This window comes from Streptomyces sp. NPDC005017 (assembly GCF_042873115.1).
Classification (GTDB): Bacteria; Actinomycetota; Actinomycetes; order Streptomycetales; family Streptomycetaceae; genus Streptomyces.
On record NZ_JBIALD010000003.1, the window covers coordinates 407040 to 422190 of the forward strand.

Below are 15151 nucleotides of genomic sequence, written 5' to 3' on the forward strand. Positions count from 1 at the left end.
GCCGTCGCGCCCCCCTTCGGGACGGGGCGCGACGGCGGTCGGGAGCCGCGACGTCAGCCCGCGAACCCGGTCACCGGGTAGTGGTCCGACAGGTTGGTGTACGTGTACGACGTGCCCCAGCTGGAGACCGTCCAGGGCGCGCTCTGCTCCTTGGCGACGTCGTTCTTCCACACCGCCGGGCGCGTGTGCCCGGCGCGGTGCAGGACGTAGTCGAGGTCCTCGCGCGGGTCGGTCGGGTAGCGGTCCCGGGCTATGGAGTTGTCCCGCGTGTCGAAGGAGTACGGGTGCCCGGTGCGCGCGTCGGCGCCGGCCAGGCCGCCGTCGGCGAGCATGGAGGCGTACTCCGGGGTGCGCGAGTCGACGTTGAAGTCGCCCGCGACCATGACCTGTTCGTTCGCGGGGATGTTCTTGGCGTCGAGGAACGCGTCGACCGCCTTGAACTGACGGCTGCGCACGGCCGCCGCCTCGCCCGCGTCGCAGCCGGGGTCCGTCGACTGGGCGTGCGTGCCGAGCACGTGCACCTTGGTGCCGTTCACGTTCAGCACGACGTAGGCGAAGCCCTTGTTGGACCACCAGTCGGCGCCGCAGGCGTCCTTGAAGACGTACTGCTCCTTGCGCACGATCGGCCACTTGCTGAGGATCGTGACGCCGCCGTCCTCGGGGGTCGTCGCGGAGTACGAGCCGCCCGTGGCGTCCCAGCCCGACTTGCTGCGGCCCACCACGGGGGTCTGATAGGGGTACTCGCCCGCGGTGGCGTTCTTCAGCGCGTCCGAGGAGGAGTTGTCGAACGCCTCCTGGAGCACGACGACGTCGTTGCCGCGGACGAACGGGGCCTTCGCGATCTCCGCGGCCCGGTGGTCCTGGCCCCAGTTGGGGTACAGGCTCTTGCTGAAGAGAAAGACGTTGTACGTCAGCACCCTCAGCCGCGGTGTCTCGTCGGCGGCCGACGCCGCGGGTGCCGCGCCGGCCAGTCCGGCTACCGCGAGCGAGAGGGCGAGCACGGCCGAGCCCTGTGCACGGCGCTGTGCGAAAAGCGTCACTGGATCTCCCTGTGGTCTAAAGGGGGTTGAGTGGCGCCGCACATCAAACCATCAGGGATTACCCTTGGGTAACACCTTGGGGGGAATCGGATGGCGCGGGAAGGGCCAGACAGGGAACCTGTCTAGACAAGTGGGACACCTTCGCGCATCACGTACCGCTGGGGCGGTTCACGCGCCTCGTGCCAGGCGTGCACCGTGACCGGCCGAACCCGGAACCATGCGCAGCGCGCCCGGCCGGCCCTCGGGTCCCAGTCGTACTTCGCGGTGAAGGTCCCGGTGGCGGCGGGCCGGGGGCCTGTGGCGGAGCCGGAGCCGGAGCCTGGGCCGAGGTCAGGGGCCGCGGGAGTCGCGCCCCTCGTCCTCTGCGCCGCCCCGTCCCCACACCCCCGCGACCTCCCCCGCAACGCCCCCGCCCAAGGACTGGCGTGCGTTACGTTTTACGTATAACCTCATCCGTCACCATCACCTCCCGGTGGCCCCCGGCCCTCCGTTCCGAAAGGTCTCGATGCAGCGCGTCGCCCTGGTCACCCTCGTCGTGGACGACTACGACGAGGCCATCCGCTTCTACACCGAGGCCCTCGGGTTCCGGCTCGCCGAGGACGCCCCGCGTCCCGACGGCTCCCGCTGGGTCGTCGTCGAGCCCGACGGGGGAGCGCCCGGTACGGGGCTGCTGCTCGCCCGCGCCAAGGGTGAGGAGCAGCGGGCCCGGGTGGGCGACCAGACCGGCGGACGCGTCGGCTTCTTCCTGCACACCGACGACTTCGCCCGCGACCACGCCCGGATGCTGGCCGCCGGGGTGACCTTCCTGGAGGAGCCGCGCCACGAGCCCTACGGCTCGGTCGCCGTCTTCCGGGACCTCTACGGCAACCGCTGGGACCTGCTCCAGCCCGCCGGATGATCCACGGCACTCGCATCGGGTCCGGCTGAACCGCGGGACGTCAGCAGCGCCACCGGGCAGCCGAGCCCGCCCCGACACACCCGCCCCGGACCCCCCGGCCGAGCCCTCCCGGGCGCTCGGCCCGCCATCCCCACCCTTCCGAAACGCACCGCCAAGGAAAGCCCCGCCATGACTGCTACGCGCGTAGACGCCGATGTGATCCGCCGCCTCCCCAAGGCCGTCCTGCACGACCACCTCGACGGCGGCCTGCGCCCCGCCACGGTCGTCGAGCTCGCCGCGGCGGTCGGGCACACCCTGCCCACCACCGACCCGGACGAGCTCGCCGCCTGGTACTTCGAGGCCGCGAACTCCGGCGACCTGGTCCGCTACATCGCCACCTTCGAGCACACCCTCGCCGTGATGCAGTCCCGCGAGGGCCTGCTGCGGGTGGCCGAGGAGTACGTGCTGGACCTGGCCGCGGACGGCGTCGTCTACGCGGAGGTCCGCTACGCCCCCGAGCTGAACACCAACGGCGGGCTGACCCTCGCCGAGGTCGTGGAGACGGTCCAGGAGGGCCTCGCCGCGGGCATGGAGAAGGCGGCCGCGGCCGGTACCCCGGTCCGGGTCGGCACGCTGCTGTGCGGCATGCGGATGTTCGACCGGGTGCGCGAGGCCGCCGACCAGGCCGTGGCCTTCCGGGACGCGGGCGTCGTCGGCTTCGACATCGCCGGTGCCGAGGCCGGCTTCCCGGCCGCCGACCACCTGGAGGCCTTCGAGCACCTGCGCCGCGAGAGCGTGCCCTTCACCATCCACGCCGGTGAGGCCGACGGCCTGTCCAGCATCCACCAGGCGCTCCAGATCTGCGGCGCGCAGCGCCTCGGCCACGGTGTGCGCATCACGGACGACATCGTCGACGGCAAGCTGGGCCGGCTGGCCGGCTGGGTCCGCGACCGCCGGATCGCGCTGGAGATGTGCCCCACCTCCAACCTCCAGACCGGCGCCGCGACCTCGATCGCCGAGCACCCCATCACCGCGCTGAAGGACCTCGGCTTCCGCGTCACCCTCAACACCGACAACCGACTCGTCTCCGGTACGACGATGACCCGAGAGATGTCGCTGCTCGTCGAGGAGGCGGGCTGGGGCCTGGAGGACCTGCGCACGGTGACGGTCAACGCCCTCAAGAGCGCGTTCATCCCGTTCGACGAGCGCAGGGCCCTCATCGAGAACGTCGTCCTGCCGGGCTACGAGCTCTGACCCGGACCGTCCGAGGCGGAACCCGAGGGCCAACGGGCGCTCCGGTTCACCGGCTCACCGCCCACGGGCGTCGGCAGGGCGGCGGTCCTACCCGCCCAGCACCACCCCGCGGACGTACGCGGCCTGTCCGACGTGCTGAAGGTCGTCGGACAGGACGCTCACCAGCCGTACGCCGAGCGTGACCGGCGGGTCCCAGCGCTCGTCCACGACGCGCTCCAGATCGGCCGCCGTCAGCGCGCGCAGGCACTCCAGCGACCGGGCGTGCACGGCGTCGTAGTACCCGGTCAGCAGCTCCGCCGAGTCGACCCGCACCCGGGCGACCTGCGCGGAGCTGTGGCCGTACCCGGTGTCGCGCGGCGGCAGGCCGAGGCCGAACCTCTCGTGCCAGTCCTCGGTGAGCCACACCTGGTCCAGGCCGAAGGCGTCGGCGACATGGTCGTCCTGGACGCGGGTGAGATGCCAGACCAGCCAGGCGACGGAGTTGGCGTCGGCGGCGGGGCGGGCGCTCAGCGCGTCGGGGCCGAGGCCCTCGACGGCGGCGTGGACCTCTTCCCGGACACGGCTGTAGCCGTCGATGAGGATGTCCTTCGCATGCATGGCTCCACCTTCGCGCATCACCCGCCGTCGTGCGCCCCGCCCGCCCCGTTCCGGGTGTTGTCCAGGAGGTCCATCAGCGCCCGGGCCCCCGGGCTGGTGGCCGCCTCGGGCGGCAGCAGGGCGACCGTCTCGTAGACGGCCTCGCCGGTGTCCTTCAGCGGTACGGCGGCCAGGGACACACGCTTGTGCCGGAAGTGCGCCGGGACGACGGCGACCCCGAGGTTCTCGTCCACCAGGTCCAGCAGGCTGTGCACGTCGTTCACCTCCAGGGCGACCGTGCGGTGCGCGCCCGCGGCGGCGAACGCGGCGTCGGTGGCCCGGCGCGGTCCCCAGTCCGGGTGAAAGTCCACGAACACCTCGTCCGCCAGATCCCGCGGAGACGGCACCGGCCCGGCCCCGGCGAGCGGATGCCCCGGGTGGCACAGCAGGGTCATCGGCTCGCCCGCCAGCGACACCGAGCGCAGCTGGTCGGAGTCGTCCCGGGTGCGATAGGCGAAGGCCAGGTCCAGCCGGCCCGCCGCGACGTCCTCGGCGAGCGCCTGCGAACCGGACTGCCGCAGCCGGATCTCCACGTCCGGGTGACGCCGCCGGAACGCGGCCAGCAGCCCCGCCACGTTCACCCCGGCGATGCACTGCTCGTTGCCCAGCGCCAGCGTGCCGCGCAGCACGCCCTGCACCGCCGCCACGGCCTCGTGCGCGGCCCGTACCTGCGCCAGGATGCGCTCCGCCTCGCCCAGCAGCGCCCGCCCGGCCTCGGTCAGCGTCACCCGGCGGGTGGTCCGTACGAACAGCGGCGCCCTCAGCTCCCGCTCCAGCGCCCGGATCGACGCCGACAGACCGGACTGGGACACCATGAGCCGTTCGGCGGCCCGGGTGAAGTGCTGGTCCTCGGCGACCGCGACGAAGTGCTGGAGATGGCGCAGTTCCATGATTGAGAAGACTATCCGCTCAATTCCATCGGATTCTTCTGTTGGACCGCTGAGGACTGTCCGGGGAAGAGTGGATACGGCCCGGTCCACGGGTCCCACCCCTCATGTCATGGAGTCGCGTTGTACACCGCACACCCCGACCGCTACGCCGAGATGCCCTACCGGCGCGCCGGACGCAGCGGGCTGAAGCTTCCCGCGCTGTCGCTGGGCCTGTGGCACAACTTCGGTCCGGACCGCCCGGCCGAGACCCAGCGCGCGATCCTGCGCCGCGCCTTCGACCTCGGGATCACCCACTTCGACCTGGCCAACAACTACGGCCCGCCGCCCGGCGCCGCCGAGACCGCGCTCGGCGAGTTCCTGCGGACGGACTTCGCGGCCTACCGCGACGAGCTGATCGTCTCCACCAAGGCCGGCTACCTGATGTGGCCGGGTCCGTACGGCGAGTGGGGCTCGCGCAAGTACCTGCTCTCCTCGCTCGACCAGAGCCTGAAGCGGCTGGGCCTGGACCACGTCGACGTCTTCTACTCGCACCGCTTCGACCCGGACACTCCGCTGGAGGAGACGATGGGGGCCCTGCACTCCGCGGTGCGGCAGGGCAAGGCGCTCTACGTCGGCGTCTCGAACTACTCGGCCGAGCAGACCCGCGACGCCGCCCGGATCCTGGCGGACCTGGGCACCCCGCTGCTGATCCACCAGCCGCGCTACTCCATGCTCGACCGCCGCCCGGAGGACGAGGGTCTGCTGGACGCCCTCGACGAGCTCCAGGTCGGCTCCATCGCCTACTCCCCGCTGGAGCAGGGCCTGCTCACCGGCCGCTACCTCGACGGCATCCCGGAGGACTCGCGGGCCGCGAGCGACAGCCCCTTCCTCAACCGGGACGCCGTCACCGAGGACCTGGTCGCCCGGCTGCGCGCCCTGGACGACGTCGCCAAGTCCCGCGGACAGACGCTGGCCCAGCTCGCGCTGGCCTGGGTGCTGCGCGGCGGGCGGGTGACCTCGGCACTGGTCGGCGCGAGCAGCGCGCGTCAGGTGGAGGACAGCGTGGCGGCCGTCGCCGGCCTGGACTTCGAAGCGGGGGAACTGGCCCGCATCGACGAGATCGTCCGCCCCTGAGCCGGGGGCTCAGGACTCCAGCCGCTCCTGGAGGCGCACGGTGACGGTGTCGCCCTCCCCCTTTCCGACGGCCCGGCGCAGCCGGGCCTTCACGGGGAGCTTGTGGGTGCCGTCGCCGAGCGCCATGAAGGAGCTCTGAAAGGCCTGTCCGTCGACGGTCCCGCGGACCTTGACCAGTCCCCGGGTCCCGAAGAATTCGACGGACTCCGGCCAGATCACATAGGTCCAGCCGCCCGTCGCGGAACTCTTCCGCAACACCGCGGTGAATTCCGCGATCACTTCTTGATCCTTGGCCATGGCTTACTCCGTCCGTGACGGTCGGGAAGGCTCCGAAGGCGTTGAAGCCGTCCGCGCCCTCTATTCGTGGTCCCAGTGCTCCGACCGTCACGGGCGGGAAAACTCATCGCGGATCGCGGATCGCGGATCGCGGATCGCGGATCGCGTCTTGCGGATCGCGGAGGGGGAACCGGGCGCTCAGGCCGCGTCGGGGATCCGGTCGAAGAACCCGTAGACGGCCGTGATCCGGTCCTCGGCGTCCAGGGTGATCACATCGGACCCGGCGACCGGCGCCGAACCCTCGCTCTCATGGACCAGCTCCCACGAGAAGCGCGCGGTGTCGTGGTGTCCGTCGGCCTCGCCGACCAGCCGGAAGACGAACCCGGGGAACTGCTCCTGCGTCCCCGCGATCATGGCCGTGATCTGGTCGTGCCCGCGCACGTCGGACACGGGGTCGGTGTAGGTGCCGTCCGCGGTCCACACGTCCGCGACCGCCTTCGCCAGCGCGACGGCCCCGGTGGTGTTCCACGCTTCGAGGTAGCGGGTGACGACGTCCTGGTGACGGGTGGTGTTCGCAGACATGGGCAAGGGCCTCCGCCGGTCGTGGATGCGGTTCGAGTGCGCTGGTCGGGCGACGGATCGCGGTGTTCTCCGGTCCGTGGTGACCACCCTGCCCCGAACGCGCGCGATGGTCGATTACCTCTTGGGTAATAGCGCGGCAACATCGCGCGCAATAGGGATTCCTCACCCCTGTCGGCTTTCGGCCAGACCCGTCGGTGAATATGCCAGGAGAGTGGCTGGAAAGACGTGGTGACAGTGGTTCAAGAGTGAAGATACTCGACGTCAGGGGGCGGTTCACCGCCCTCTGAGCCGCACGAAAGCGAGGCCCGACGGCAAGGGATTGACGCAACGGGGGAGTGGATCGTGCACGACGAATTCCTGTGCCACGTGACGGCGTACGGCACCTGCGACGGCAGACGCATCGGCGTCCCGCTCGGCACCTACCGGGCACCCACCCTGGCCCTGGCCCTGTGGTGGTTACGGGACCGGGCGTCCTGGATCGCCGAACGCCTCGACCCGAGCCCCGAGGCCGAGCACTTCCCGCCGAGCGCGCTGGTACCGGTCGCGGAGACCGTGCCCGACGTGCCCGGCCTGCTGCGTTCCTGGTGCGCGGACCCCGGCCAACAGGAGCTGGTGGCGGACGAGTTGGCCACCGGACGCATGGTCCGCATCGCCACCCGCGACGAGACCACCGAGTACGAACTGCTGGCCGAGTCCGTGGACGCCCTGCGTATGCAGCGCACCGTCCCGGCGCTGGTCGTCCCCGTCGCCTAGGACCCTTCCCCCGCGGGGCCCCGCCGGACGGTCCGACCCTGCGGTGGCCGGAGCGCGTCGGCACCGGCCGGGCGACCCAGGGGACAGATCGGTAGAATTCTGGGCATGACGGAGCGGCCGGTCGCATCGACTGCGCCCGAGCTCGTGCTGGAGACCGACTGGGGCTCCACGGTGATGAGTCCGGGCCGTGACTACCACGTGGGCCGCGACCCACTCAGCGACGTCGTCATCGACGACGCCCGCGTCTCCTGGCACCACGCGGTCCTGCACCCCGACGGGGACCACTGGACGATCGAGGACGAGGGCAGTACCAACGGCACCTGGACCGACGGCCTGCGCGTCCACGAGTGCGAGATCGGCCCGGGGACGGAGATCCGGTTCGGCAGCCCCAGCGACGGCCCCCGCGCCCTCCTCGTCGGCCGCACCCCGCCCGCCCCCGCACCGGCCCGCGCCTCCGTGATCGACGCCGTGTCCCTCCCCGGCGCCACCGGCACCTTCCGGCAGCCCACCAACGTCCGGCCGCTGCCCGCCCGCACCGTGCGCATCGGGCGTGCCGAGGACAACGACCTGGTCATCGACGACCTGGTCGTCTCCCGCCACCACGCCGAACTGCGCGCGCTGCCCGACGGCAGCCACGAGATCGCCGACCTCGGCAGCCACAACGGCACCTACCTCAACGGCAGCCCCGTCACCGCCGCCCTCGTCGGCCCCGGCGACGTCATCGGCATCGGCCACATCGCGTACTGCCTGGTCGGCGACCTGCTCCAGGAGTACGTCGACACCGGCGAGGTGTCCCTCGACGTCCAGGAGCTCACGGTCGCCGTCGACCGCGGACGCAAGACCCTCCTCGACCACGTCTCCTTCCCGGTCGGCGAGAAGTGCCTGCTCGCCGTCGTCGGCCCGAGCGGCGCGGGCAAGTCCACCCTGCTCAACGCCCTCACCGGACAGCGCCCCGCCGACCACGGCACCGTCCTGTACGACGGCCGAGACCTCTACCGCGACTACGCCGAGCTGCGCCAGCGCATCGGCCTCGTCCCGCAGGACGACATCCTGCACGCCCAGCTCACCGTCCGCAGCGCCCTGTCCTACGCCGCCGAGCTGCGCTTCCCGCAGGACACCGCCAAGGCCGAGCGCCGGGCCCGGGTCGACGAGGTGATCCGCGAACTCGGCCTGGAACAACGCGCCCGGCAGCCCGTGCACAGCCTCTCCGGCGGGCAGCGCAAGCGCGTCAGCGTCGCCCTGGAACTGCTCACCAAGCCCTCGCTGCTCTTCCTCGACGAACCGACCTCCGGACTCGACCCCGGCATGGACCGCTCGGTGATGCACATGCTGCGCGGCCTCGCCGACGACGGGCGCACCGTCATCGTCGTCACCCACAGCGTCCTCAGCCTCGACGTCTGCGACCGCCTCCTGGTGCTCGCCCCCGGCGGCCGGATCGCCTACTACGGCCCGCCCGAGGAGGCCCTCGGCTACTTCGGCCACGAGCAGTGGCCCGAGGCCTTCGAGTCCTTCGAGCACGATCAGGGCCGCGACTGGGCCGGCGCCTACCTGGCCTCACCCCAGCACCGCCGCTACGTCGCCGACGCCACCGCCCAGCCCAGGGTGGCCCGCGAGGGCCCGGTGATCATCGCCCCGCCGCCCCGGCCGCGCAGCTGGGGCGCCCAACTGGGCACCCTGGTACGCCGGTACACCACGGCCCTGAGCGCCGACCGCACCTTCCTCGCCATCATGATCGCGCTGCCCTTCGTGATGGGGGCCATGGCACGGGCCCTCGCGGGCGGCGAACTCACCCGCGACACCGCGATGAACGCGCTGCTGATCCTCTGCGTCGGCGGCGTCCTGACCGGCGCCGCCAACGCCGTGCGCGAACTGGTCAAGGAACGGGTGATCTACCGGCGCGAGCGCGCCGTCGGCCTCTCCAGATCCGCCTATCTGATGTCCAAGGTGATCGTCCTCGGCACGATCACCGTCCTCCAGGCCGTCGTGCTCACCCTCGTCGCCCTGCTCGGCGTGGACCTCAACGCCCCGCGCGACGAAGGCGTGCTGCTGCCCCCGCTGGCCGAGATCACCATCGCGGTCGCCCTGCTGGCGTTCACCGCGATGATGCTCGGCCTGGTCGTCTCCGCGCTGGTGCGCAAGGAGGAGGTGACGATGCCGCTGCTGGTGCTGCTCGCCATCGTCCAGGTCGTCTTCTGCGGAGCCCTGCTGAAGCTGGACGGCGTCCCCGGCCTGGAACAGCTGTCCTGGCTGGTGCCCTCTCGATGGGCCCTGGGCGCGATGGCCGGCACCATCGGACTGGCCCGGATCGTGCCCGGCGACCTCACCTCCGACCCCCTGTTCCGGCACTCGGCCGGAGTGTGGCTGCTGAACATCGGCATGCTGCTCGTGCTGTCGGCGCTCTTCGGCCTCGTCGTCTCCCGGCTGCTGCGCCGGCAGGAACCCGTCGTGATGCGGAAGTAGGCGCCGATGACGACCCCCGGCTTCCTGCCCACGCACGTCGTCCCCGGCGGCGGCATGCCCGCCTGGGAGACCCCCGACCCGGGCCGGCCCACCGTGCCCCTGGACCCGCTGCTGCCCGTCCAGCTGCTGGAGCTGCGCGGCGACTGGGGGCATGTGCTGTGCGCCAACGGCTGGTCCGCCTGGGTCGACGGCCGCCTCCTGGTCGCCGTACCGCGCGACCCGCCGCCCGCCGGGCCGCCGGACGCCACCGCCGACCCGCGCCCGCTGCTCGCCCGCGCCGAGCGGGCCCTCGCCCGCTACCGGGCCGCCGTCGAGGAGCGGGCCGCCGGTTCGCTGGACGGCGAGACCTTCACGGCCCGCACCCGGGGCCTGCGCCTGGGCGTCGTGGTGGACGGCGACGCCGTCTGGCTGTACGACGCCGAGCACGAGCGGTGGGTGTACGGGGAGGGCGTACGCGAAGCCGTCTACACCACCGACGAGGAGCCGCGGCGGCCCGCCGCCCAGGACCCCTTCCACGCGCCGACCCAGGTCGTGACACCCGATGGGCCATGACACCAGCCTGTTCTCCGGACGGCCCTCCGAGCTGATCGGCCGGCAGGTCGCGGGCTACCGCATCGAACGGGAGATCGGCCGTGGCGGCATGGCCGTCGTCTACCAGGCCCGCGACCTGCGCCTGGACCGCACGGTCGCGCTGAAGCTGCTGGCCCCGGAGCTGGCCCGCAACGACACCTTCCGCCGCCGCTTCACCCATGAGTCGAGGGTGGCCGCCGCCCTCGACCATCCGCACATCGTGCCGGTCTTCGAGGCGGGCGAGACCGACGGCGTGCTGTACATCGCCATGCGCTACGTCCCCGGCAGCGATCTGCGCCATCTGCTCGACCGCCAGGGCCCCCTGCCGCTGCCGGCCGCGCTGCGCATCGCCGCACAGGTCGCCTCTGCGCTGGACGCGGCCCATGAGCACGGGCTCGTGCACCGGGACGTCAAGCCCGGCAACGTCCTCGTCGCCCGCGGCACCGACAGCGACCACCCCGAGCACGTCTACCTCACCGACTTCGGCCTGACGAAGAAGTCCCTGTCGCTGACCGGCTTCACCTCGGTCGGACAGTTCGTCGGCACCCTGGACTACGTCGCCCCGGAGCAGATCTCCGGCCGCCCGGTCGACAGCCGCTGCGACGTCTACGGCTTCGCCTGTGTGGTCTACGAGGTGCTCACCGGCCGCCCGCCGTTCCGCCGCGACGACGACATGGCCCTGCTGTGGGCCCATCAGTACGACGACCCGCCGCCGCCCAGCTCGGTCCGGCCAGGACTCCCCGCGGCGGTCGACCCGGTCCTCGCCAAGGCCCTGGCGAAGAGCCCCGACGACCGGCACGACTCCTGCCTCGCCTTCGTCGCGGACCTGCGCGCCGCCACCGCCGCCGCCCGGACGGACCATCCGCCGACCCAGGTCGTCGGCCTGGCGGCCATGACCAGGCCGCCGAAACGGCCGCCGGCCTGGGCCGCGCCCGTCTTCAGGCGCTAGGGCCCTTCTGGTGGATCTCCGCGGCGTCGCGACGCCGCGGAGATCCACCAGAAGGGCCCTAGGTCTCCAGCTCGCCCCGTCTGCGCACCCCGTGGGCCATCAGGGCGCCCAGGAAGCCCGTCACCAGGCCCCACAGCAGGGCGAGGCCGAGAGCGGACCAGAGAACCGGGCGCAGGAAGATGTCACCGCCCAGACCGCCGCCGAGATCGCCGATGCCGAGGACCGACAGCCCGTAGTGCGCGGAGATCCGGCCCACCAGACAGATCATGAGCACGGTGAGGGCCAGCGCGACGGCCATGTGCACCGCGTGCTGCCAGGCACGGACCCGGGCGGGGGAGCGCGCCGCCATCACGAACGCGGCCGCCAGCAGCAGAACGGCGTCGACCGCCACCAGCCACCACACCCGGCCGTCGTACTCGGCGAGCGAGGACAGGTTGAGGTCGGTGGTCTCCTCGCCGCGCAGCACCTGGTCCAGCACATGCGGCATCGGCAGCCCGAACGGGCCGTCCACCTTGCCCTCCCAGGTGGCGCCCAGCCCGAGGGTCAGGCACAGCCACATCAGGTTCGGCAGCCCGAGCAGGATCACCGCGAAGGTCTCGGCGGCGTTCCCCCGGGTGGCCGCCACCACCAGGGCGATGACCAGACCGAGACCGACGTACGCCAGGAGCAGCAGGACCATGGCGTGGGCCGCCGGGCGCACGGACGTCTGGAAGCGCAGCAGCCGGCCCGGCAGGGGGGCCCCGCGCGAGACCAGCAGCGCGAGAACGAGTACGCCGGCCAGCCACAGCAGGCCGAAGAACAGGGTCGGCGGCAGGTCGGTCTCGAAGCCCACCTCGGGCGAGATGCCGAAGACGTCGCCGAGGTCGGCCACCGCCGAGTCGCCGAGCGGGATCGAGAAGGTCTGGCGGGCGCCGAGGGACAGACCGAGCAGCGCGGCCAGCCACAGCACGGCGACCCGGGCGGCCCATCCGGCCAGCTCGGGCGCTCCCGCCACGGCCCGGTGCCGCAGCGGACGCAGAAAGCCCGCGGCGAGCACCAGGGCGCCCACCAGGGTGACGGACAGCGGGACCACGGTCAGCCCGGCCGAGGACTCGGCCAGCCCGCCCGCGTTCCCGGACAGCTCGATGGTGCCGCCGACCGCCGTGACGACGGTCGCCGCGGTCACCCGGGGAAAGGCCCCGTCGGGCAGATCGGCGGCACCGGCCGCCCACAGACCCAGGGCGGCGACGATCCCCATGGCGAGCACGGCGGCCAGTACCGCCGCGCCGGCCTGCACCCAGCCGTGGCGGGCGACTGCCTGGTCGGAAGGGGTGTGCGGGCTCACCCTTGCCACGCTAAGCAGCCCGCGCCCGGCCCGCCCGCCGGGAAGGGCCGTCCGCGTCCGCTTGCGGGCCGTACGGGACAGGCACAGACAATGAGGTCTGCACACCGAAATGGGTTGAAAGCGGTACAAGGCGGTGACGTGCTCCGCGGTCGCCGTCGGGAAGAAGGCCCCGTGAGTGTCGAACCGCCGTCGAACGGCCGCCCCACGGGCCCGCCCTCCGGCCCGCTCTCCGGCCCCAACCGGCCGCCCTCCGGCCACGGCGGGCCGCCGCCCGCCGGACCGCCCTCCCAGCCGCCCTCGGGCCCACCCTCGGGTCCCGGGGAGCCGCCGTCCGGTCCGCCCTCCCAGCCCTCCGGCGGCGGTACCCCGCCCGGACCCCACCCGCCGTGGTGGCGGTCCGTGCCCCGGGTCGCGGCGCTCGCGGCCGTGGTGGTCGCCGCGGTGTTCGTGACGGTGGTGCTCACCCGCCCCGACGGCGGCTCCTCCGCCGGCTCCGGCGGCGAGGTCTTCCTCCAGGCCGCCGGCACCTCCGGCCCCGACCCGTTCACCGAGTCCACCGCGACCGACAGCACCGCGCCCACCGCCACCCCCTCCCCGGCCCCCGACGCGACACCCACCCGCGCGGTGCGCGGCGTCGACGGCGGCGCGCCCGGCCTGTACGGCGGCACCCGCAACGTCGCCACCTGCGACGTGGAGAAGCAGGTCAAGGCGCTGCAGGCCGCCCCGGCCAAGAACAAGGCCTTCGCCTCCGTCGCCGACGTGCAGCCCGACGGCGTCCCCGGCTATCTGCGCTCGCTGACCCCCGTACAGCTGCGCATGGACACCCGGGTCACCAACCACGGCTTCCGCGACGGCGCCGCCACGCCCTACCAGGCCGTGCTCCAGACCGGCACCGCCGTCCTCGTCGACGACCGGGGCGTGCCCCGGGTCCGCTGCGCCTGCGGCAACCCGCTGACGCCGCCCGTCGCGCAGCAGGTCGCCCCGCGGAGCACCGGCGAACCCTGGCCCGGGTACCAGCCCACGAAGGTGGTCGTGGTGACCCCCGCACCAGTCGTGATCAACGTGTTCGTGCTCTACGACCCCGACAAAGGCGAGTGGATCCACCGCGAGCAGGGCGACACCGGCGGTCACGACAAGCCGACCGCCCCGCCCACCGAAACCCCCCCGCCCACCACCACCGCGCCGACCTCGCCGTCCCCGAGCTCCCCGTCCCCGAGCTCCCCGTCCCCGAGCTCGCCGTCCCCCTCCACCGAGAGCCCGAGCCCGCCCACCACTCCGACGACGCCGAGCACGGGGCCCTCGTCGCCGGGGCCGCAGTCCGAGCCCGCCCCGCCGGACTCGCAGACCTCCGAGGCGACCGTCACCGCGGAGAGCGCGTCCTCACCGGCGGCGCAGTCGTGACCCGGCGCCGGGACTGGCGAGCCGCTCACTGGGTACGAGCCTCTGTACGGCAGCGATCTGCCGCGCGGCCTCGGAAAGAGAAACGGATGATCGAACACCGGGACGACACAGCGACGCCCACCACCTTCGACGTGCCGGTCGAACCCCTGCGCCGGACGACCCACTACACCGGCGAGCCGGGATGCATAGCCGAGGCGCGGTCCTTCGCCGCGCGCTTCGTCGAACGGCTCAGGACCGAATGGTGCGCGGCGATCGACGAACGCGCCGAGGGCGCCGTCCTCCTCGTCGTCAGCGAGCTGATCACCAACGCGGACCGGCACAGCAACGGCCCGTACATCCTGGAACTGGAGGGCACCGACGACGCCGTGACGGTGTGCGTCACCGACAGCAGCCACGCGCTGCCGCTGCGCTTCCCCCGCGACCCCGGCCGGATCGGCCGGCACGGCCTGGAGATCGTGCACGCCCTCGCGGCCGAGGTCACCGCCGAACGCGTCCCCGTCGGCAAGCGGGTACGGGCCACGCTGGACCTGGCCGGCGAGCGGGCGACGGCTCCCGGCTGACCGGCCCCCGAATCCCCGCCTCCGGTTCCACCCAGGGCGCAACGCCGCCCCCTTCCCCGCGCGCCCAGGACTCCTAGGCTGGGCAGGTGACCAACCGAGCGCCGAACGAAGCCCGTGTCATCCCGCTGCGACCCGCCGCCGAGCCCGCGCCCAGAGAACCCCTGTGGCGCGACCTGGTCGGAGACGTGCTGCGCCGGGAACGCCTCGCCCAGGAACGCACCCTCAAGGACGTGGCCGAGGCCGCCCGGATCTCCATGCCCTACCTCTCCGAGGTGGAGCGCGGCCGCAAGGAGGCCTCCTCCGAGGTCCTCGCGGCCGCCGCGCACGCCCTCGGACTCGGCCTCGGCGACCTGCTGGACCGGGCCCGGGGCGAGCTGATCCGCCTGGCCGACCGCCGCGGCCCCGCCCGCGGCGCCGCCCCCGCGTCCTCGTCCCACAACGGGCTGTGCCTGGTCGCCTGACGCCG

At 72.9% G+C, this 15151-nt stretch carries 16 protein-coding genes; 10 read left to right on the forward strand and 6 right to left on the reverse strand.

The window, feature by feature from the left end; translation table 11 throughout:
- Window positions 1–53 precede the first annotated feature (53 nt).
- Window positions 54–1040, reverse strand: a complete 987-nt coding sequence (sph, locus tag ACFYR0_RS06920; protein WP_389322664.1) for a sphingomyelin phosphodiesterase — start codon at window positions 1038–1040, stop codon at window positions 54–56.
- A 505-nt stretch (window positions 1041–1545) separates the two neighbouring features.
- Here sph and ACFYR0_RS06925 point away from each other — a divergent pair.
- Both ACFYR0_RS06925 and ACFYR0_RS06930 read left to right on the forward strand, forming a co-directional pair.
- Complete coding sequence (locus tag ACFYR0_RS06925) at window positions 1546–1938, forward strand: VOC family protein (protein ID WP_389322665.1); 393 nt, start codon at window positions 1546–1548, stop codon at window positions 1936–1938.
- Between the two features lie 168 nt (window positions 1939–2106).
- Entirely contained in the window at window positions 2107–3171 is a 1065-nt protein-coding gene (locus tag ACFYR0_RS06930; RefSeq protein WP_389322666.1) for an adenosine deaminase, read from the forward strand.
- A gap of 87 nt (window positions 3172–3258) precedes the next feature.
- On the opposite strand, the gene ACFYR0_RS06935 is transcribed toward ACFYR0_RS06930, so the two are convergent.
- On the reverse strand, window positions 3259–3768 hold the full coding sequence (locus tag ACFYR0_RS06935) for a DinB family protein (protein ID WP_389322668.1): 510 nt from the start codon (window positions 3766–3768) through the stop codon (window positions 3259–3261).
- A 17-nt stretch (window positions 3769–3785) separates the two neighbouring features.
- Window positions 3786–4697: a LysR family transcriptional regulator gene (locus ACFYR0_RS06940; protein WP_389322670.1), complete on the reverse strand. Its 912-nt coding sequence runs from the start codon at window positions 4695–4697 to the stop codon at window positions 3786–3788.
- Between the two features lie 120 nt (window positions 4698–4817).
- Between ACFYR0_RS06940 and mgrA the strand changes: the two genes are divergently transcribed.
- Entirely contained in the window at window positions 4818–5810 is a 993-nt protein-coding gene (mgrA, locus tag ACFYR0_RS06945) for an L-glyceraldehyde 3-phosphate reductase (RefSeq protein WP_389322672.1), read from the forward strand.
- A 9-nt stretch (window positions 5811–5819) separates the two neighbouring features.
- Here the strand turns inward: mgrA and ACFYR0_RS06950 are convergent, their stop codons facing one another.
- Entirely contained in the window at window positions 5820–6107 is a 288-nt protein-coding gene (locus ACFYR0_RS06950; protein ID WP_389322674.1) for a DUF1905 domain-containing protein, read from the reverse strand.
- A gap of 177 nt (window positions 6108–6284) precedes the next feature.
- Complete coding sequence (locus ACFYR0_RS06955) at window positions 6285–6668, reverse strand: nuclear transport factor 2 family protein (protein ID WP_389322676.1); 384 nt, start codon at window positions 6666–6668, stop codon at window positions 6285–6287.
- A gap of 342 nt (window positions 6669–7010) precedes the next feature.
- Here ACFYR0_RS06955 and ACFYR0_RS06960 point away from each other — a divergent pair, with 342 nt between their 5' ends.
- The 4 genes from ACFYR0_RS06960 (at window position 7011) to ACFYR0_RS06975 (ending at window position 11400) form a co-directional block, all read left to right on the forward strand.
- A complete protein-coding gene (locus ACFYR0_RS06960) occupies window positions 7011–7421 on the forward strand; it encodes a hypothetical protein (protein ID WP_389322678.1) in 411 nt (136 codons plus the stop codon).
- A gap of 105 nt (window positions 7422–7526) precedes the next feature.
- Window positions 7527–9881, forward strand: a complete 2355-nt coding sequence (locus ACFYR0_RS06965; protein ID WP_389322680.1) for an FHA domain-containing protein — start codon at window positions 7527–7529, stop codon at window positions 9879–9881.
- Between the two features lie 6 nt (window positions 9882–9887).
- Complete coding sequence (locus tag ACFYR0_RS06970; RefSeq protein ID WP_389322682.1) at window positions 9888–10433, forward strand: hypothetical protein; 546 nt, start codon at window positions 9888–9890, stop codon at window positions 10431–10433.
- On the forward strand, window positions 10423–11400 hold the full coding sequence (locus tag ACFYR0_RS06975) for a serine/threonine-protein kinase (protein ID WP_389322684.1): 978 nt from the start codon (window positions 10423–10425) through the stop codon (window positions 11398–11400). Before ACFYR0_RS06970 ends, ACFYR0_RS06975 begins: the two co-directional genes overlap by 11 nt.
- Window positions 11401–11458: 58 nt before the next feature.
- Here the strand turns inward: ACFYR0_RS06975 and ACFYR0_RS06980 are convergent, their stop codons facing one another.
- The gene (locus tag ACFYR0_RS06980) at window positions 11459–12724 is read right to left on the reverse strand and encodes a streptophobe family protein (protein WP_389322686.1); all 1266 of its coding nucleotides are present in this window, start codon (window positions 12722–12724) and stop codon (window positions 11459–11461) included.
- A 171-nt stretch (window positions 12725–12895) separates the two neighbouring features.
- Between ACFYR0_RS06980 and ACFYR0_RS06985 the strand changes: the two genes are divergently transcribed.
- The 3 genes from ACFYR0_RS06985 to ACFYR0_RS06995 all read left to right on the forward strand — a co-directional run bounded on the left by ACFYR0_RS06985 (window position 12896) and on the right by ACFYR0_RS06995 (window position 15146).
- Window positions 12896–14125 carry a DUF6777 domain-containing protein gene (locus tag ACFYR0_RS06985; RefSeq protein WP_389322688.1) on the forward strand — a complete coding sequence of 410 codons (1230 nt, stop codon included), beginning with the start codon at window positions 12896–12898 and terminating at the stop codon, window positions 14123–14125.
- An 86-nt stretch (window positions 14126–14211) separates the two neighbouring features.
- Window positions 14212–14685, forward strand: a complete 474-nt coding sequence (locus ACFYR0_RS06990) for an ATP-binding protein (protein ID WP_389322690.1) — start codon at window positions 14212–14214, stop codon at window positions 14683–14685.
- 86 nt (window positions 14686–14771) lie between these two features.
- On the forward strand, window positions 14772–15146 hold the full coding sequence (locus ACFYR0_RS06995) for a helix-turn-helix domain-containing protein (RefSeq protein WP_389322692.1): 375 nt from the start codon (window positions 14772–14774) through the stop codon (window positions 15144–15146).
- The last annotated feature ends 5 nt before the right edge of the window (window positions 15147–15151 follow it).

Coding starts and splice junctions, on each gene's coding strand:
- ACFYR0_RS06925 (WP_389322665.1), top strand. CDS start 1,546: ATGCAGCGCGTCGCCCTGGTCACCCTCGTCGTGGACGACTACGACGAG.
- ACFYR0_RS06930 (WP_389322666.1), top strand. CDS start 2,107: ATGACTGCTACGCGCGTAGACGCCGATGTGATCCGCCGCCTCCCCAAG.
- ACFYR0_RS06935 (WP_389322668.1), bottom strand. CDS start 3,768: ATGCATGCGAAGGACATCCTCATCGACGGCTACAGCCGTGTCCGGGAA.
- ACFYR0_RS06940 (WP_389322670.1), bottom strand. CDS start 4,697: ATGGAACTGCGCCATCTCCAGCACTTCGTCGCGGTCGCCGAGGACCAG.
- ACFYR0_RS06950 (WP_389322674.1), bottom strand. CDS start 6,107: ATGGCCAAGGATCAAGAAGTGATCGCGGAATTCACCGCGGTGTTGCGG.
- ACFYR0_RS06955 (WP_389322676.1), bottom strand. CDS start 6,668: ATGTCTGCGAACACCACCCGTCACCAGGACGTCGTCACCCGCTACCTC.
- ACFYR0_RS06965 (WP_389322680.1), top strand. CDS start 7,527: ATGACGGAGCGGCCGGTCGCATCGACTGCGCCCGAGCTCGTGCTGGAG.
- ACFYR0_RS06970 (WP_389322682.1), top strand. CDS start 9,888: ATGACGACCCCCGGCTTCCTGCCCACGCACGTCGTCCCCGGCGGCGGC.
- ACFYR0_RS06975 (WP_389322684.1), top strand. CDS start 10,423: ATGGGCCATGACACCAGCCTGTTCTCCGGACGGCCCTCCGAGCTGATC.
- ACFYR0_RS06990 (WP_389322690.1), top strand. CDS start 14,212: ATGATCGAACACCGGGACGACACAGCGACGCCCACCACCTTCGACGTG.